This is a genomic window from Streptomyces sp. NPDC002788 (assembly GCF_053592115.1).
Genome location: NZ_JBSFVB010000015.1, coordinates 110,213 through 126,410 on the forward strand (window position 1 = coordinate 110,213; position 16,198 = coordinate 126,410).

The window sequence follows — 16,198 nt, forward strand, 5'->3', positions numbered from 1 at the left end:
GCCCCTGCACGAGCTCGTTGAGCAGGGTGCTGCGTTCGTTCAGTGACTGCCTTCCCTGGGACAGACGCTGATCCGCAGCGGTGATCAGGATCCGAGCAGCACCGCCAGATCGGCCGCGCCTTCGGCGTCGAGGTAGATCCGGGCAGCGCGTGAGCCGAGGGCTCTGAGGGGCGTATACCGGGCGCGCCCGTCGCCTTCGAACCCGTCTGATTCCGTCACTCGTGCGCGATGGCCGCCAGTACGTTCATGCGTGAGGCGCGCAACGCCGGCAGCAGCGCAGCCACGACCCCGACCACCGCCGAGCCGACCACCACCGCGACGATCGTGAACCACGGGATCGCGAGGGCCGTCATGCCCTGCAGTGCCAGCACCTCGTGGGTGCACACGCCCCACACCAGCCCCAGCGCGAGCCCCAGGACGGCCCCGAACACCGCGATGACCACTGACTCCAGCCGGATCATGCGCCGCAGCTGACGCCGGGCCAGCCCGATCGCACGCAGCAGCCCGATCTCCCGGGTGCGTTCGACGACCGACAGGGCCAGGGTGTTGACCACGCCGAGCACCGCGATGATGATCGCCAGTCCCAGCAGCGCGTACACGAGGTACAGCAGGACGGCGATCTGGTCGTGGACGAGCTGCTTGTAGTCGGCCAGGTCCCGCACCTGCACCTGCGGGTACGGATCCAGGGTCTCCTCCAGGTTCGCGCGCAGATCGTCCTCGCTCGTGCCCGGTGCGGCGTTGACGTACAGCGCGGAGTCCTGCCCGCCCGGTGCGTACCGTTCCAGAGTGCCGAGGCCGAAGTAGAGACCGCCCCGCGTCCCGAACCCCTCGGCGGAGTCCTGGTCGGTGAGGGCGCCGACCCTCAGCCCGGCCGAACGTCCGCCAGGGAACCGCACCGGGAGGGTGCTGCCCACCCGCACGTCGTGGTCGCGTGCGAAGTCCCGGTCCATGGCCAGGCGCCCGGGCGCGAGCGCGGCGGCGGAGTCCCCCTGCGCGTAGGTGATGTTGGCGACCTCGTCGAGTCGCGGATCGTAGCCCGCGGCGGTCGTCTCCACGCGGTCGCCGTCCGGGAGGCGCACCTCGACCGGCGTGAACCGTCCGCGCACGACCAGGCCCACCCCCTCGGTGTTCCGCACCTTCTCGGTGACCTCCTCGGGGAACGGCAGGAAGTTGGTGTTCTGGATGACGTAGTCGGAGCCCAGCGTCTTGTCGATCTGCTCGTCGAACGAGGCGGTCATCGACTCGCTCGCCACCGACATCCCGCCGACCAGGGCGAGCCCCACCATCAGGGCGGCCGCGGTGGCGCCGGTGCGCCGGGGGTTGCGCAGGGCGTTGCGCTGGCTCATCCGGCCGATCGAGCCGAACAGGGCGGGGAAGGCCCCGCCGAGCACGCGGATCACCGGGCGCACCAGCAGCGGACCGGCGATCACGGTCGCGATCAGCGTCAGGACGACACCGAGGCCCAGCAGGGACGCCGCCGCCGATGTCCGCTCCGCCACCACGCACCCGACGAGCGCCGCGGCACCGGCCGCCCCGACGATCGCGCCCGCGACCGCGCGCACCCGCAGCGGCCGGCCCACCCCTGCCACCTCGGCGTCCGAGAGCGCGGCCATCGGCGAGACCCCCGCGGCCCGTCGTGCCGGGAGGTACGCGGCGACGAACGTGACCCCGAGCCCGACGACGTACGCCGACACGGGTGTCACCCAGCCGATCTCCATCTCGTCGGCGTCGATGTTCATGCCGAGCAGGCCCATCAGCTCGATCAGCCCGGCCGCGAGCCCGATGCCCGCGGCCAGCCCCAGCGTGGAGCCGACCAGTCCGAGCAGCAGGGCCTCGGTGAGCACCGAGCGGCGCACCTGGCGCCGGTCGGCGCCCAGCGCCCGCAACAGACCGAGCTCGCGGGTGCGCTGCGCGATGAGCATGGAGAAGGTGTTGACGATCAGGAAGACGCCCACCAGCACGGCGACCCCGGCGAAGCCGAGCATCACGTACTTGATGACGTCGAGGAATCCGCCCAGTTGCTCGACGTCGGACTCGGCCTGCTCGTCGGCCGTCCTGAAGTCGTAGGTGTGCGCGCCGACCGCGGCGGCCACGCGCTGCTTGAGCCGCTCGTCGCTGACACCGTCCGCCGCGTCGACCGAAACGCCGGTGGCGACCCCCGGCCGGCCGAGCAGTTTCGTCTGCGCGGTGGGGGTGTCGAAGTAGAGCAGCGCCGCGCCGGGGTTGGTGGTGGTGAACGTGACGATGCCGACGACCCGGACCTTGAACGACCCCGGGGGCGCGACCACGGTGAGGGTGTCGCCGATGCGTACGTCCTTGCGGTCGGCGGTCTCCGAGTCGAGAAGAGCCTGGGCGGGGCCGTGCGGGGCGTGGCCGGAGGTCAGCTCCACGGGGCTGCGCTCGTTCGGGATCCAGGCGTTGCCGAGCGTGGGCGCGCCGGTGGTCGGACTCACCGGCTGGTTCTTGTCGTCGACGACGGTGAGGCCCTGGACGTCCACCTCGGCGCGGGCCGCGGCGACCCCGTCGACCTGCCGCACCCGCTCGGCGAGCGAGGCCGGAAGGGTGGCCGTCCGGCCCGAGGGAACCGCCCCGTCGAGGTCCTCCTTCGGGCTGACCGTGACATCGGCCGCGGTGGAGGCGAAGAGCCGGTCGAAGGTACGGCTGACGGTGTCCGAGAAGATGAGGCTGCCCGTCACGAACGCGACGGACAGCAGGACGGCGAGCGCCGACAGCAGCAGCCGCCCCTTGTGCGCCAGGAAGCTCCTCAGGGTCGCCTTGAGCACGGGGTCAGTTCCCCTCGCCCGACGCCGGGGCGTCCTCGAACGGGGTCCGGATCACGTCGAACCTCTTCATCCGCTCCAGCACGGCCTCCGCCGTCGGCCGTGGCATCTCGTCGACGATCCGGCCGTCCCCGAGGAAGAGCACCAGGTCCGAGTGGGCGGCGGCGCCCGGATCGTGGGTGACCATGACGACGGTCTGCCCGAGCTGGTCCACGGCCTCGCGCAGGAAGCCGAGCACCTCCAGACCGGCGCGCGAGTCGAGGTTGCCGGTCGGCTCGTCCGCGAAGATCAACTCGGGCCGGGAGGCCAGGGCCCGCGCACAGGCCACGCGCTGCTGCTGTCCGCCGGAGAGCTGCGACGGCCGGTGCCCCAGCCGGTCGCGGAGGCCGAGGGTGTCGATGACCTGGTCCAGCCACGCGTCGTCGGGCTTCTTGCCCGCGATGTCCATGGGCAAGGTGATGTTCTCCAGCGCGTTCAGGGTCGGGATGAGGTTGAACGACTGGAACATGAACCCGATCCGGTCGCGGCGCAGCCGGGTCAGTTCGCGCTCCTTCAGCCCCGTGATCTCGGTGTCGCCGAGCCACACCTGCCCGGCCGAGACGGTGTCGAGCCCCGCAAGGCAGTGCATCAGCGTGGACTTCCCGGAGCCCGACGGTCCCATCACCGCGGTGAACCGGCCGCGGACGACGTCCACGTCCACCGCGTCGAGCGCGTGCACGGTCGTCTCACCCGAGCCGTACGCCTTGGTCAGGCCGCGGGCGCGGGCCGCGATCCCGTCGGACGACGCGAGGCCGGGAGCGTGCTCCGCAGCGGGTGTGGACAAGGCCGTCTCCTCTGTGTGGCGAGTGTGCTGCTCTGCCGTGCTCGTCTTCCTTGTGCCGGCTCTTCCCTGTTCCAGCCGAGGGTAATGTGACCCGGCGCACACTCGGTATCCTCCGCGGGTCGGAGTCCCGCCCTTGCCGGTGCTAGCGTCTGCGCGCTAGCGTCGAGGTATGGCGAAGACCCAGCTGAACGTGCGCGTCGACGAGGGCACTGCCCGCGCCGCCCGCGAACGCGCCCAGGCCCGCGGGATGAGCGTCAACCGCTATATCGAGGAACTGGTCAGACAGGACACCGGCGAGGTCGGCCACACGTTCGTGGAGGCCGCCGCCGACTTCATGAAGCAGTACGAGTCCGTCTTCGCCGACGAGTTCGGCCCGGACCGCGAGGGCGCGCGCGAAGGTCGTCACTGAACCGTTGAACCACCTCGAGATCGATCTCGCCTGGCTGCTGATGCTCGCCGAGCAGAAGACCCCGGGAGACCCCCAGGTCACCGACTGGGGAGCCCTCGTCGCCGCCGTCGCGCGCCACGGGGCCCGGATATTCGGCGTCCCCGTCTACGACAGCCCGCACGCCCGCGCCGCCGCGCTGCTCCAGCTCCTCCTCCACGTCCCCGCGCTGGAACGCTCCAACGCCCTGTTCGCCTCCGCCGTCGCCTACGCCTACCTGGTCGCCTGCGGCGCCAAGGTGGTCACCTCGCCCGAGCAGGTCCGCGACCTGGCCCGGCTGGTCAAGAGCGGCGAGGCGTCCGTACGGGACATCGAGCAGGAGCTGCGCAAGTGGAGCCTGTGACCAGAGCCCGTCGTTCGATCACGCCGGACGGTGACGGGCCGCGGCCGATTCTCCGCGACCCGGTCCGGTCGACGGGCTCAGGGCCCTCTCGTTCGGATCATGCCGGTCTCGCGGGTCTGCCACCCCGCCTGTCATCTCTCGTCAGGGCTCCGCCCTGACTCCCTCCTCGCTTCGTGATCCACGGCACCGGACCCGGTTCCCCGGTGCGGCCGGCTCCGAGCGAAGGACCTTGGGAGGGCGCCCTGGTGCGCCTGGGGACCACGATCTGTGGTCCGAAATGATTCATGGTGTCTTCGCGGTGCCCGTAGGCTCTGGGCGCGCGGTCGACCTCGGGCGCGTCGGGCCTGTGCCCGAGGAGTTCGGCGAAGGGAGCGTCCCGCTGTGACGGATACTCACGAGGAAGAAGTCGCGGCCCGGATCGCCAGGGGGCTCGTCTACACCGAGTCGGAAGCGGCCTTCCAGGCCCCTCGGCGCCGCACGGACCAGATCTTCGAGTACAACCAGACACCACCGAGTGAAACGGAGAGGCGTCGATCGCTGCTCGTCGCGATCTTCGGCTCGGTCGGTGAACGCACGGTGCTGATGCCTCCGTTCCACGCTGGGTTCGGCAGCAACGTCCACATCGGGGACGACTTCTTCGGGAACGTGAACCTGACGTTCGTGGACGACGTGGACATCCGCATAGGCAACGGTGTCATGATCGCTCCCAGCGTGACACTGACCACGACGGGACACCCGGTGCACCCCTCGCGACGCGCCGACTTCGGGCGGTACTCCGAGCCGATCGTGATCGAGGACAAGGTGTGGATCGGCAGCAACGCGGTGGTCCTGCCCGGCGTCCGTATCGGATACGGGTCGGTCATCGGCGCGGGCAGCGTCGTCAGCCGCAGCATTCCCCCGATGACCGTCGCGCTCGGAACACCTTGCCGGGTGGTCCGCCCCATTACGGACGAGGACCTCACCACACGTACTGTCGGGCATTAACCCGACGAAGCACTACCCGGTGCCGATCGGCCGCCACGCGGTGCCGAGCACGCAGTACGAGCTGGGCAGCACCGGTCCCCGCTCCGGCATCATCACCCGTCGGTAGGGGCCGAGTTCGAACCCGGCGTCCCGCAGCGCCCGCACCGGCTCCCGGGCCACGTGACAGCCCCCGTTCAGCACCGGCCACACCGTCCGGTCCAGCGCGTGCTGCGTGAGGACCATCGCCCGGCCGCCACCCCGGCCGTGCTCGAAGAACCGCACCTCACCGCCCGGCCGCAGTACCCGCCGCAGCTCCCCGAGCGCCCGGGGCACGTCCCGCACACTGCACAGCACCAGTGACACCACGGCCGCGTCGAAGCCCTCGCTCTTGACCGGCAGCGCCTCGGCCGCACCCGGCACCACGTCCACCGGCACCTCGGCGCGCAGGGCGGCTTCCACGGCCAGCTGCCGCAGCCGCCGCTCCGGTTCGATCGCCACGACCTCCGAGACGGTCCCCGGGTAGTGCGCGAAGTTCAGTCCGTTGCCCGCGCCGATCTCGATCACCCGCCCGGACAGCCCGTCGAGCAGTCTCCCGCGCACCCCGCCCATGCCCATCCGGGTCTCGGCGGACACGCTGACCCGGGCGTAGTAGCGGGCGAACAGCGGATGGTGCACGGCATCCCGCGGCACCTTGCCGGAGCGGAGCGGCATGGGGACCTCCCTGACGCGGCGGGCCTTTCCGCGATTGTCCCCCGGACGGGCCCGGAGCGCCCCCGCCCGTCACCGCAGCAGTACGTGGCCCAGCACCGGCCGATGGTCACTTCCGGTCGCGGCCAGCGCCGACACGGTCGTCACCTCGACGCCCCTCCCCAGCACCTGGTCGATCCTCGCCACCGGCAGGACGGCCGGCCAGCTGAAGGCGAATCGCGAGGGCGGGTCGTCCAGTTGCGAGGTGAGCGGGCCGAGCCCCCGGTCCCGCACCGTGCCGTTGAGGTCGCCCACGACCAGGAGCCGGTCGGCCGGATCGTTCGCGATCCGGGCCCCGAGCAGGGCGGCGCTCTCGTCCCGGGCCGCCGAGGTGAGGCCTGCCGGGCCCAGCCGGACGGACGGCAGATGGACCACGTACACGGCGACCTCGCCGCCCGGCGCGGACACGGTGGCCCGCAGCCCGCGGCGCCAGCTGTCCGGGAAACCCTCGGGCCGGATGTCCACGGGCCGCACGTCCGACAGGGGCCAGGCCGACCAGAGTCCGACCGTGCCGTGCACCGCCGCGTGCGGGTGGGAGACGCCCAGCACGTCCTGGTACACGGGCCGCGCCGCGGGCGTCAGTTCCTCCACTGCCACCAGCCCGGCACGTGCGGCGAGCAGCGCCCGAGCGGTGCCGGCGGGATCGGCGTTGTCGTCGGCCACGTTGTGCTGAACGACTCTCAGCTCCGACGAGCGCGGGGGTGCGGCGAACCACATCCCGCCGAACATCCAGAGCCAGACGGCGGCGGGTGCCAGGCAGGCGAGCAGTCCCGGCACCGACCGTCTGAGCGCGGCGACGCAGCCGAGAAGCGGCACCGCCGCGCCCAGCCACGGCAGGAACGTCTCCAGCAGGCTCCCCAGACGCCCGACCCCGTTCGGCACAGCGGAGTGCAGGGCCAGCACACCGGCGACGCCGACGGCACCGCCGATCAGCCAGGCGTCCTGGGAGGTCCTGCCGTCGGCGACCACCCTAGGCGAGTTCCGCCGCCAGCAGCTCGGCCGTCCGGGCCACCAGCGGATTGTCGGCCGGGGCGTCCTCCTCCGGCTGGGTGGTCAGAACGGACATCACGATCGGCGTCCCGTCCGGCGGCCAGGTGATGCCCACGTCGTTGTTGCCGCCGTGCCGCCCTCCGCCGGTCTTGTCGGCGATCAGCCAGTCGGCCGGCAGGGCCTTGCGGAACTTCTCGCTGCTCGTGGTGTTGCGGAGCAGCCAGTCCGTGAGCCGTGCCCGGTCCCGGGGCTCCAACGCGTCGCCGAGCACCAGACGGGCGTAGGTCAGGCCGATGGCGCGCGGGGAGGTCGTGTCGGTCACGCGCCATGGTTCCGCGGAGTTGAGCTCGGGCTCCCAGCGGTCGAGCCGTGTGACCCGGTCACCGACCGAGCGGGCGAAGCGCGTGACGGCGGTCGGCCCGCCCAGCTCCTCCAGCAGGAGGTTGCCCGCGGTGTTGTCGCTGAAGCGGATGGTGGCGTCGCACAGTTCCCCGACGGTCATGCCGGTCGCGACGTGGTCCTCGGTGACGGGGGAGTACCCCGACCTCGTGACGTAGTCCTGGGTGTAATGGACGCGCCTGGCCAGGAACTCGCCGTCGCGGTCGAGGTCGCGCAGGACGGCCGCCGCCGCCAGCGTCTTGAACACCGAGGCCATCGGGAAGCGTTCGCCGGCCCGGTACGCCACCGTCCGGCCCGTGCGCACATTGCGCGCGTACACGCCCAGCCGGGCGGTGTGCTCCTGCTCGAGTTCCCTCAGCCGCGCGGTGACGCCGCCCGCGCCGGTCGACGCGTGGGCCGTGCCGCCGCCCAGCGAGAGAGCGGCGGCCGCGCCCAGAGCGAGGGCCGTACGGCGGGACGGGCGTAAGTGCTTCGCGTGCAAGGTGGTCCCTTCGGAGGTGATCACGTACGTGGTTCAACACGCGATCACGCTCGCGCCGGTTCCACCGCGCGCACACCGGGGCGCTCAGGACGCCCGGGCGCCTCCCGCACCCGGAACGCCTCCGCGTCCCACATGCCGTCCAGGCGCGGCGCCAGCCAGTGCGGAGCCGACGACCGGAACTCGGCGGGGGAGAGGGCCCCCGACCCGGCGGGAACCGACCCCAGCAGGGGTGCTGCGGCCACCTCCGGCAGGTCGGCGAGGTTGCAGCGCGCGGCGAGATCCGGCTCGGCGGGCCAGCTGCCGATCACGATCCCTGCCAGGTCCAGCCTCCGGGAGCGCAGTTCACGCGCCGTCAGCTCCGTCGCGTTCAGGGTGCCGAGCCCCGCCGGCACCACGACCAGCACCGGCGCCGACAGCAGCCCGGCCGCGTCCGCCAGGGTGCCGCCGGCCGCGTCGAACCGTACGAGCAGCCCGCCCGCCCCCTCGACCAGCACCAGGTCGTGCTCGGTGGCCAGCTTGGCGGCGGCCTCCGCGACCTCGTGCGGATGCACCGGGGCGCGGCCGGCCCGGCGGGCGGCGGTGGCCGGGGCCAACGGGTCGGGGTACCGGGCGAGTTCGGCCGTCGTCACGGGGCCCGCGAGGCGCGCGACCTCTGCGGCGTCCCCCGGTTCGTCCGGCCTTACACCCGTCTGCGCGGCCTTCAGCACGGCCACCGTACGGCCGGCCGCCAGCGCTGTCGTGGCGACGGCGGCGGTCACGACCGTCTTGCCGACCTCCGTGCCCGTGCCCGTGATCACCAGTACCGGCATGTCATCCCTCTCGTGCCGCCGCGCACACGGCCCGCGCGATCCGCGCCACGTCCGCGTCACCCGTCACGTACGGCGGCATGGTGTAGATCAGATCGCGGAACGGCCGCAGCCACACGCCCTCGCGTACGGCCGCCGCCGTCGCCGCCTCCATGTCCACGGCGTGGTCCAGCTGCACGACCCCGATGGCGCCGAGAACCCGTACGTCCTTCACGCCCGGCAGGTCCGAGGCCGCCGCGAGCCCGTCCCGCAGCCCCGTCTCGATCCGCCTGACCTCGGCGAGCCAGTCCTGCCCGAGCAGCAGCTCGATCGAGGCGCAGGCCACGGCCGCGGCCAGCGGGTTGCCCATGAAGGTCGGGCCGTGCGCGAGCACCGGCACCTCGCCCCGCGAGATGCCGTCGGCCACCCGCGCGGTGCACATCGTCGCCGCCATCGTCAGGTAACCGCCGGTCAGCGCCTTGCCCACACACATCACATCGGGCGTCACGGCCGCGTGCTGCGCCGCGAACAGCGCGCCCGTGCGGCCGAACCCGGTGGCGATCTCGTCGAACACCAGCAGTACGTCGTGCGCGTCGCACGCCTCGCGCAGCACCCGCAGGTAGGCGGGGGAGTGGAACCGCATACCGCCCGCGCCCTGCACCACCGGCTCGACGATCACCGCGGCCAGCTCGTCGGCGTGCCGCTCGATCAGTGACCGCAGGTGCGCGGCGTAGGCCTCCTCGAAATCCGCCGGGGGCTGGTCGGCGAACACCTGGCGCTGGAGCACCCCGGTCCACAGCTCGTGCATCCCGCCCTCGGGATCGCACACGGACATCGGCTGCCACGTGTCGCCGTGGTAGCCGCCGCGCCAGGTCAGCAGCCGCTGCTTGCCGGAGCGGCCCAGCGAACGCCAGTACTGCAGGCACATCTTGACCGCGACCTCGACCGACACCGACCCGGAGTCGGCGAGGAACACGTGCTCCAGCCCATCGGGCGACATGTCGACAAGGAGTTTCGCCAGGCGTACGGCGGGCCCGTGGGTCAGCCCGCCGAACATCACATGGCTCATCCGCCCGAGCTGCTCGCGCGCGGCCTCGTTCAGGACCGGGTGGTTGTAGCCGTGGATCGCCGACCACCAGGACGACATCCCGTCGACGAGCTCTCCCGAGCCGTCGGCGAGCCGGAGCCGCACCCCGCTCGCCGACTCCACCGCAAGGGGTTCCTGCCGGCCGGGCATCGGCCCGTACGGATGCCACACGTGCCGCCGGTCGAGCTCCAGCAGCTCGGGGACCGTCAGCTCAGGCATTGGGCGCGAGGTCCGTCCCGGCGCCCCGGCGGCGCACGGCGACCAGGTCGGTACGCGGCTCGGCGGCCGTTTGTGCCTCGGCGACCTGCGGCGCGGCGTCGGAACCACACGCTCCGCCACCTTCGGGGCCGCACACTCCGCCGCCGTCGTGGCAGCCTCCGGCCCGGTGCTCGGGCAGGGTCACCCGGTCGGTGCCCTCCACCTCGAACCCGGCGTCCGCGATCATCTCCAGGTCGGCCTTGCCCGCCTGGCCCTCACTGGTGAGGTAGTCACCGAGGAAGATCGAGTTGGCCAGGTGCAGGGCGAGCGGCTGCATCGTGCGCAGATGGACCTCGCGCCCGCCCGCGATGCGCACCTCGACGTCCGGGCAGACGAACCGCGTCATCGCCAGGATCCTGAGGCACCGCTGCGGGGTCAGGTTCCACTCCTTGCCGAGCGGAGTGCCCTCGAACGGGATGAGGAAGTTGACCGGAACCGAGTCCGGGTCCAGCTCACGCAGCGAGAAGACGACGTCGACCAGGTCCTCGTCCGTCTCGCCCATGCCGGCGATCAACCCGGAACAGGCGGACAGGCCCGCCGCGTGCGCCTTGTGCACGGTGTCGACGCGGTCGGCGTAGGTGTGCGTGCTCGTGATCTCCCCGTACGTCGCCTCGGACGTGTTGAGGTTGTGGTTGTACGCGTCGGCGCCCGCCTCGCGCAACCGCTCCGCCTGGCCGTCCGAGAGCAGGCCGAGGCAGGCGCACACCTCGACGCCCTCGTTGTTCTCCTTGATGGCCTTGATGGTCTCGGAGACCCGGTCCACGTCCCGGTCGGTCGGACCGCGCCCGCTGGCCACCAGGCAGACCCGCTTGGCGCCCCCGGCCACACCGGCCGCCGCCGCGTCGGACGCCTGGTCGGGTTTGAGCCAGGTGTACTTCAGGATTTCGGCCGTCGAGCCGAGCCGCTGCGAACAGTAGGAGCAGTCCTCCGGGCACAGGCCGGACTTCAGGTTGACGAGATAGTTGAGTTTCACCCGTCGGCCGAACCAGTGCCGGCGCACCTTCCCGGCCGCTGCCACCACATCGAGCAGGTCGTCGTCGGACGTCGCGAGGACGGCCAGTGCCTCGTCACGGGTCGGCAGCTCGCGCCGAAGCCCCTTGTCCACCAGCGTGTTCAGCAGGTCCATGAGAGCCGATCCTGTCCTACGCACCCGCTCGGGGCCAAGGAGACTTCACACAAGAGAGTCGCTTCGAGGTGTGGGTATTGCCACACACTGACCTGCTGGGCGTCCCGCTAGTGTCTGTGCACTGCCTACAAATTCCCCGGAGGACCACCCATGGCGTTCGGCTGGATCGACGAGCAGGCGGAGCTGCGCCGCCACGCCGGACTCGTACGGGCACTGCGCCCCCGTCCGGCCGACTCACCGCTCCTCGACCTGGCGAGCAACGACTACCTGGGGCTGACCCGCCATCCCGAGGTCACCGAGGGCGCGGCCCGGGCCGCACGGGTCTGGGGCGCCGGCTCCACGGGCTCCCGGCTCGTCACCGGCACCACCGAACTGCACACCGAGCTGGAACGCGAACTGGCCGATTTCTGCGGTTTCGAGGCGGCCCTGGTCTTCTCCTCGGGCTACGCCGCCAACCTCGCCGCGGTCACCGCGCTGGCCCCGCACGGCTCGCTGATCGTCTCCGACGCGGGCAACCACGCCTCGCTCATCGACGGCTGCCGGCTGGCCCGCGGAACGACACAGGTCGTGGCGCACGCCGAACCGGACGCGGTGCGCAAGGCACTCCGGACGCATGACGGACCCGCGATCGCCGTGTCCGACACGGTCTTCTCGGTCGACGGCGACGCGGCCCCGCTCACGGCGCTGGCACAGGCCTGCCGCGAGCAGGGCGCAGGGCTCGTGGTCGACGACGCCCACGGCCTGGGCGTCCTGGGCGACGGCGGCCGCGGCGCCCCGCACGCGGCGGGACTCTCCGGCGCGGACGACGTCGTCACGACGGTCACGCTGTCCAAGTCGCTCGGCGGCCAGGGCGGAGCCGTCCTCGGACCCGCACGGGTCGTCGACCACCTGGTCAACGCGGCCCGGACGTTCATCTTCGACACGGGTCTCGCCCCGGCCGCGGCAGGGGCGGCCCTGTCGGCACTGCGGCTGCTGCGCCGCGAACCGGAGCGGGCCGCGCGCGCCCGGGCCGTGGCGGGCGAGCTTTACGCACGCCTGACCGCCGCGGGTCTGGAAGCGGTCCGTCCGGACGCCGCGGTGGTCTCGGTGCGCGCGTCCTCCGCCGAGGACGCGGTGCGCTGGGCGGCCGAGTGCCGCGCGGCGGGCCTGGCCGTGGGATGCTTCCGTCCCCCTTCCGTGCCCGACGGCATCTCACGGCTCAGGCTGACCGCCCGCGCGGACCTGACCGGTGAACAGATCGAACGCGCTGTACGGCTGATCGGCGAGGCGCGGCCATGAGTCGGCGTGACACGGCCGTGCGTCGCGCGATGACGGACTGATCAGGCGGGGTTCACATACGGTCCACAGCGGCCGTGAACCCCGCCCAGCTCTCCGGTGAGAAGAGCAGTGCGGGCCCGTCCGGGTCCTTGGAGTCGCGCACGGCGAGGAGTCCGGCCCAGGGCGGAGTGTCCGGACACGCGGTCTCGACGCAGTTGTTCGCGCCGGTGCTGTAGCTGCTGCGCAACCACCGCACACCGTGCAGTTCGATGCTTGAGGGGACGTGACGAGGCAGTGCACGCATGGTGCCTCCTTACGCGCCGGCGGCTGTCCCGGCGATGAAATCCAACGAGTCCTCGGGCGAGAGGGCGTGGATCTGAAGGGCGTTGAAGGCCTCCGTGTAGGCCTGGAGGTCTTCTTTCCGTTCGAGGTAGAGGCTACTCGTCAAGTGGTCGAGAACAACCACATCTAGATCAGAAGTGCTCGGAAATGAGAAGATAACGAAAGGTCCGGTGACGCCGATGTGCGCCCCCGCGGCGAACGGCAGGACCTGGAGCCGCACTTGGGGCAGCCGCGCCGCCTCGACCAGCCGTTCCAGCTGCCGGGCCATGACGCCGGGCCCGCCCACCTCCCGTCGCAGCACCGCCTCGTCCAGGACGGCGCTCAGTTCCAGGGGAGGATCCGCGCGCAGGACGTCCTGCCGGGCCAGCCGCACCTCGACCAGGGTGTCGATCCGGTCCTCCGGCAGATTCTCCACCGCGGCCTGCGTCACCGCACGCGCGTACTCGGGCGTCTGGAGCAGGCCCGGGACGACGGTCGTCTCCAGCGTGCGCATCGCGGTCGCCTGGGACTCCAGGCTGATGAAGTCGCGGTAGGTCGGCGGCAGCACCCCGCGGTAGGCGTGCCACCAGTGATGTTGGCCGCCACCGTCCTCGGCCCCGGCCAACACCAGGAGCAGTTCGCGAAGTTGTGAGTCCGCCACACCGTAGACGTCGAGAAGTAACCGCACATCGGCCGGTTTCACTCCGCTCGTGCCGGTCTCGATCCGGCTGACTTTCGACTGGTGCCAGCCCACCAGCCGGGCCGCCTCACCGCTGGTGAGCCTCGCCGAGGTGCGCAGCGCACGCAGTTCGGCGCCCAGTTTCCGGCGGCGCACCGCGGGACCGTGCTGCATGGGCTCCTCCTTACTCCTTCCGAGCCACCCAAATACGGTCTCGCGTCGCAGAGTTCACCGCTTTGAGCGACAGATATATGCATATCTTGGTGGATCGCCGTCCTTCGGGGTGTTCTGGTGGCAGTCTGGCGACGAAGCACCAGTCCGGGACCGTACTCGAACCATCCGCTCCTTGTCGGACTGCGGTCCCGTGGGAAAGGGACGACGTCGCCATGGCAGACCATCTGGAAGCATCCGTCACTCTGCCGAGCGATCCCGCCTCGGTCTTCGCAGCGCGCGCCTACGTGGTGGGCACGCTGGCGGAGTGGGGCCTGCCGGCGGGCACGGAAGTGTCCGACGCCGTCCGGCTGATCATCTCCGAGCTCGCCACCAACGCCGTCCAGCACACCTTCGGCCAGTCGCCCACGTTCACCGTGGACGTCGTACTCGACCGCGACGAACACCTGCGCATCGGCGTCACGGACAGCCACCCCCGCTTCCCCAGACGCCTGCCCGCCGCCGTCCAGCAGGACAACGGCCGCGGCCTGGTCATCATCCGCTGGCTGGCCTCGGAATGCGGCGGCAGACTCCGGATCCGCCCCACCCGTGAGGGCGGCAAGACCATCTCGATCGAACTTCCGTGGGTGATCCCGGCCCAGCCCGTGCCGGCGGCGGGCCAGCAGGAGCCCTAGGAGCCCCGCAGTCCCGCGCTCGCGCCTTCCGCGCTCCCTGTGCGGGCACATCCCGGCCTGTCCGACCGGCGGCCCCCGCCGGCGCCGGCCGTCGCTACCGGGCCCTCTTAGGCCCCCTGCGGGCCGCTGCCGCGCGTGTCAGTGGCGCCGGGCCGACGCCTCCCGTTGCCGCCCTCCTCCCCGGACGACCGACGGCTGCATGACGGTGCGCCGCAAGGGCGCGGGGATCTTGACGTCCTCCTGGGGCGTTTCCTCACCAGTGCTCTCGGGGGCGGTCCCGTCCGCCTTCCCGCGCGACCCGACTCGCCGCACCAGCCGCGGCAGCACACCCCACAGACCGACGCAGACCAGGAACGTTCCCGCGCCCGCAGCGATTCCGCCGGCCCGGCCGGTCGTCACATCCACCACCAGCAGGACCGAACCGCTGAACGCGAACACCAGCACGACCAGACCGGTGGTCGCCAGGCGCGAGGAGACCTGCACGATGCGCGGCTTGGCGCCCTGCTGGAAGAGGGAGCGGTGCAGCGCGGCCGGCGCGGTGAAGAGGGCCGCGGCCAGGACCGCCAGCAGCAGCGTGACGACGTAGGTGACGCGCTGGACCGAGTCGAGGTCCCCGAAGCGCGAGGTGAAGGCGAGAGACAACAGGAAGGCGAACAGGATCTGCACGCCCGTCTGGGTGACGCGGAGTTCCTGGAGCAGCTCGACGAAGTTCCGGTCGGCGCGTTGCAGTGGAGTCTCGTTGCGCGCGGTGCAGGGACGGTGCTCGGCCATACCTCGACGGGTATCCACTCGGGCCCGTCTCACGCTCCGGCGTGCGGCGGCGTGTGAGGAACGCCGCCGCACGCCGGGCGGATCACTTCACGCGCCCGTACCAGACGCTCTTGGTCCAGATCTTCTGCAGGCGCACCACGTCCCCGGACTTGGGGGAGTGCCAGAGCTTGTTCTTACCCGCGTAGATACCCACGTGGTACACGTTGCTGCCCGAGTGGAAGAACACCAGGTCTCCCGCCTTGCGGTTCTTGGCGGAGATGTGGCGCGTCTTGTTGTACTGCTGGGCGGCCGTGCGCGGGAGCTTCTTGCCCGCCTTCTTGAACGAGTACAGCGTCAGCCCGGAGCAGTCGAACCGGTGCGGACCGGTGGCCCCGTACTTGTAGGGCGATCCCTTCTTCGATGCCGCTATCTGGAGTGCCTTGGTCGCCGGTGTGGCTGCCGCGGCCTCGGAGGAGAAGCCGGGGGCCACGACCGAGCCGCTTACGGCGGCGATGGTGAGGGCCGAGGCCGTACCGGCCCGGACCATGAGCGACGGGACACGATTGAGCGCAGTCATGCGCAACCCTTCGTCAGCCGCCTGTGAAGGATGACCTGTCGGATTCGGGCTGGCGAAGTTGCCCGGCCGCTGACGCGGCTTCACCCCAAGGGCTGCTCGGGTCCGGTCATGGCGTGACCGTCCCGGCGACCCGTCGTGCTTGGGTCCTCCACTCCTGCCGATCCACTCCTGTCGACCGGTCATCCGGGCGGCGGCAGGACTCGGCGTCCGCCCGGATCGCCCCGCCGCTGTGGCGGGGGCTTGTCGTCAGTCAGGGATCTTGACTCATGGATGTCCCGAAATCCCAACGGAACCGTGGATTTGTGTTGTTCCTCACCACTCACCCGTTCGGGTGGACACGTCTGCGATCGAACCGCCGTCCACCCACCCGCAGGCCGCCGGACCAGCGGTGGAATGTCCTATTCCGCTCCTCGGCCACGCGCGCTGCGCAACTTCGGCGGCCCGAAAATTGGAGGAGCGTCTACTCCGGACAGGGGTACGTCTTTTGGTCCGTTTCGACTCGGAGCCGGACGCTCCGATCGACCCGGCGCGCCTCCGGGCCG

Annotated in this window: 18 protein-coding genes; 5 read left to right on the plus strand and 13 right to left on the minus strand. The window is 71.5% G+C overall.

Annotation, left to right across the window (positions count from 1 at the left end):
• Window positions 1–84 precede the first annotated feature (84 nt).
• The 3 genes from ACWD1U_RS26620 to ACWD1U_RS26630 are packed head-to-tail and all read right to left on the minus strand — an operon-like array spanning window position 85 to window position 3,603.
• Entirely contained in the window at window positions 85–219 is a 135-nt protein-coding gene (locus ACWD1U_RS26620) for a hypothetical protein (RefSeq protein ID WP_451111165.1), read from the minus strand.
• Complete coding sequence (locus ACWD1U_RS26625) at window positions 216–2,783, minus strand: ABC transporter permease (protein ID WP_451111166.1); 2,568 nt, start codon at window positions 2,781–2,783, stop codon at window positions 216–218. The genes ACWD1U_RS26620 and ACWD1U_RS26625 overlap by 4 nt, the downstream gene beginning before the upstream one ends.
• Before the next feature lie 4 nt (window positions 2,784–2,787).
• Window positions 2,788–3,603, minus strand: a complete 816-nt coding sequence (locus ACWD1U_RS26630; RefSeq protein ID WP_451111168.1) for an ABC transporter ATP-binding protein — start codon at window positions 3,601–3,603, stop codon at window positions 2,788–2,790.
• Between the two features lie 169 nt (window positions 3,604–3,772).
• Here ACWD1U_RS26630 and ACWD1U_RS26635 point away from each other — a divergent pair, with 169 nt between their 5' ends.
• The 3 genes from ACWD1U_RS26635 to ACWD1U_RS26645 all read left to right on the plus strand — a co-directional run bounded on the left by ACWD1U_RS26635 (window position 3,773) and on the right by ACWD1U_RS26645 (window position 5,375).
• The gene (locus ACWD1U_RS26635) at window positions 3,773–4,012 is read left to right on the plus strand and encodes a toxin-antitoxin system HicB family antitoxin (RefSeq protein WP_451111169.1); all 240 of its coding nucleotides are present in this window, start codon (window positions 3,773–3,775) and stop codon (window positions 4,010–4,012) included.
• Between the two features lie 4 nt (window positions 4,013–4,016).
• On the plus strand, window positions 4,017–4,391 hold the full coding sequence (locus ACWD1U_RS26640; RefSeq protein ID WP_451111170.1) for a fic family toxin-antitoxin system, toxin component: 375 nt from the start codon (window positions 4,017–4,019) through the stop codon (window positions 4,389–4,391).
• A gap of 381 nt (window positions 4,392–4,772) precedes the next feature.
• Window positions 4,773–5,375: a sugar O-acetyltransferase gene (locus ACWD1U_RS26645; protein WP_451111172.1), complete on the plus strand. Its 603-nt coding sequence runs from the start codon at window positions 4,773–4,775 to the stop codon at window positions 5,373–5,375.
• A gap of 12 nt (window positions 5,376–5,387) precedes the next feature.
• Here ACWD1U_RS26645 and ACWD1U_RS26650 read toward each other — a convergent pair whose 3' ends face one another.
• The 6 genes from ACWD1U_RS26650 to bioB all read right to left on the minus strand — a co-directional run bounded on the left by ACWD1U_RS26650 (window position 5,388) and on the right by bioB (window position 11,227).
• Window positions 5,388–6,065: a class I SAM-dependent methyltransferase gene (locus ACWD1U_RS26650; RefSeq protein ID WP_451111173.1), complete on the minus strand. Its 678-nt coding sequence runs from the start codon at window positions 6,063–6,065 to the stop codon at window positions 5,388–5,390.
• Between the two features lie 69 nt (window positions 6,066–6,134).
• Window positions 6,135–7,070 (minus strand): endonuclease/exonuclease/phosphatase family protein, encoded by a 936-nt coding sequence (locus ACWD1U_RS26655; protein WP_451111174.1) that lies wholly within the window; start codon window positions 7,068–7,070, stop codon window positions 6,135–6,137.
• A gap of 1 nt (window position 7,071) precedes the next feature.
• Window positions 7,072–7,971: a class A beta-lactamase gene (bla, locus tag ACWD1U_RS26660; RefSeq protein WP_451111176.1), complete on the minus strand. Its 900-nt coding sequence runs from the start codon at window positions 7,969–7,971 to the stop codon at window positions 7,072–7,074.
• Window positions 7,972–8,015: 44 nt separating this feature from the next.
• Window positions 8,016–8,780 carry a dethiobiotin synthase gene (gene bioD, locus ACWD1U_RS26665; protein ID WP_451111178.1) on the minus strand — a complete coding sequence of 255 codons (765 nt, stop codon included), beginning with the start codon at window positions 8,778–8,780 and terminating at the stop codon, window positions 8,016–8,018.
• A gap of 1 nt (window position 8,781) precedes the next feature.
• On the minus strand, window positions 8,782–10,062 hold the full coding sequence (locus tag ACWD1U_RS26670; RefSeq protein WP_451111180.1) for an adenosylmethionine--8-amino-7-oxononanoate transaminase: 1,281 nt from the start codon (window positions 10,060–10,062) through the stop codon (window positions 8,782–8,784).
• Window positions 10,055–11,227, minus strand: coding sequence for a biotin synthase BioB (bioB, locus tag ACWD1U_RS26675; RefSeq protein ID WP_451111182.1), 1,173 nt, complete (start codon window positions 11,225–11,227; stop codon window positions 10,055–10,057). The genes ACWD1U_RS26670 and bioB overlap by 8 nt, the downstream gene beginning before the upstream one ends.
• 150 nt (window positions 11,228–11,377) lie before the next feature.
• On the opposite strand from bioB, the gene ACWD1U_RS26680 reads away from it, so the two are divergent.
• Complete coding sequence (locus ACWD1U_RS26680; RefSeq protein ID WP_451111184.1) at window positions 11,378–12,505, plus strand: 8-amino-7-oxononanoate synthase; 1,128 nt, start codon at window positions 11,378–11,380, stop codon at window positions 12,503–12,505.
• 52 nt (window positions 12,506–12,557) lie between these two features.
• On the opposite strand, the gene ACWD1U_RS26685 is transcribed toward ACWD1U_RS26680, so the two are convergent.
• Entirely contained in the window at window positions 12,558–12,788 is a 231-nt protein-coding gene (locus ACWD1U_RS26685; protein ID WP_451111186.1) for a DUF397 domain-containing protein, read from the minus strand.
• A gap of 9 nt (window positions 12,789–12,797) precedes the next feature.
• Window positions 12,798–13,658: a helix-turn-helix domain-containing protein gene (locus tag ACWD1U_RS26690; protein ID WP_451111188.1), complete on the minus strand. Its 861-nt coding sequence runs from the start codon at window positions 13,656–13,658 to the stop codon at window positions 12,798–12,800.
• Window positions 13,659–13,870: 212 nt separating this feature from the next.
• Here ACWD1U_RS26690 and ACWD1U_RS26695 point away from each other — a divergent pair, with 212 nt between their 5' ends.
• Window positions 13,871–14,329 carry an ATP-binding protein gene (locus ACWD1U_RS26695; protein ID WP_451111190.1) on the plus strand — a complete coding sequence of 153 codons (459 nt, stop codon included), beginning with the start codon at window positions 13,871–13,873 and terminating at the stop codon, window positions 14,327–14,329.
• A 138-nt stretch (window positions 14,330–14,467) separates the two neighbouring features.
• On the opposite strand, the gene ACWD1U_RS26700 is transcribed toward ACWD1U_RS26695, so the two are convergent.
• Window positions 14,468–15,100, minus strand: a complete 633-nt coding sequence (locus tag ACWD1U_RS26700) for a DUF6328 family protein (protein ID WP_451111192.1) — start codon at window positions 15,098–15,100, stop codon at window positions 14,468–14,470.
• Between the two features lie 82 nt (window positions 15,101–15,182).
• On the minus strand, window positions 15,183–15,656 hold the full coding sequence (locus tag ACWD1U_RS26705) for a C40 family peptidase (protein WP_451111193.1): 474 nt from the start codon (window positions 15,654–15,656) through the stop codon (window positions 15,183–15,185).
• Window positions 15,657–16,198 lie beyond the last annotated feature (542 nt).

What these genes read in the sequence shown, in the direction of transcription:
- ACWD1U_RS26635 (WP_451111169.1), top strand. Translation starts at nt 3,773, where the DNA reads ATGGCGAAGACCCAGCTGAACGTGCGCGTCGACGAGGGCACTGCCCGC.
- ACWD1U_RS26650 (WP_451111173.1), bottom strand. Translation starts at nt 6,065, where the DNA reads ATGCCGCTCCGCTCCGGCAAGGTGCCGCGGGATGCCGTGCACCATCCG.
- bioD (WP_451111178.1), bottom strand. Translation starts at nt 8,780, where the DNA reads ATGCCGGTACTGGTGATCACGGGCACGGGCACGGAGGTCGGCAAGACG.
- ACWD1U_RS26670 (WP_451111180.1), bottom strand. Translation starts at nt 10,062, where the DNA reads ATGCCTGAGCTGACGGTCCCCGAGCTGCTGGAGCTCGACCGGCGGCAC.
- bioB (WP_451111182.1), bottom strand. Translation starts at nt 11,227, where the DNA reads ATGGACCTGCTGAACACGCTGGTGGACAAGGGGCTTCGGCGCGAGCTG.
- ACWD1U_RS26680 (WP_451111184.1), top strand. Translation starts at nt 11,378, where the DNA reads ATGGCGTTCGGCTGGATCGACGAGCAGGCGGAGCTGCGCCGCCACGCC.
- ACWD1U_RS26685 (WP_451111186.1), bottom strand. Translation starts at nt 12,788, where the DNA reads ATGCGTGCACTGCCTCGTCACGTCCCCTCAAGCATCGAACTGCACGGT.
- ACWD1U_RS26690 (WP_451111188.1), bottom strand. Translation starts at nt 13,658, where the DNA reads ATGCAGCACGGTCCCGCGGTGCGCCGCCGGAAACTGGGCGCCGAACTG.
- ACWD1U_RS26695 (WP_451111190.1), top strand. Translation starts at nt 13,871, where the DNA reads ATGGCAGACCATCTGGAAGCATCCGTCACTCTGCCGAGCGATCCCGCC.
- ACWD1U_RS26700 (WP_451111192.1), bottom strand. Translation starts at nt 15,100, where the DNA reads ATGGCCGAGCACCGTCCCTGCACCGCGCGCAACGAGACTCCACTGCAA.
- ACWD1U_RS26705 (WP_451111193.1), bottom strand. Translation starts at nt 15,656, where the DNA reads ATGACTGCGCTCAATCGTGTCCCGTCGCTCATGGTCCGGGCCGGTACG.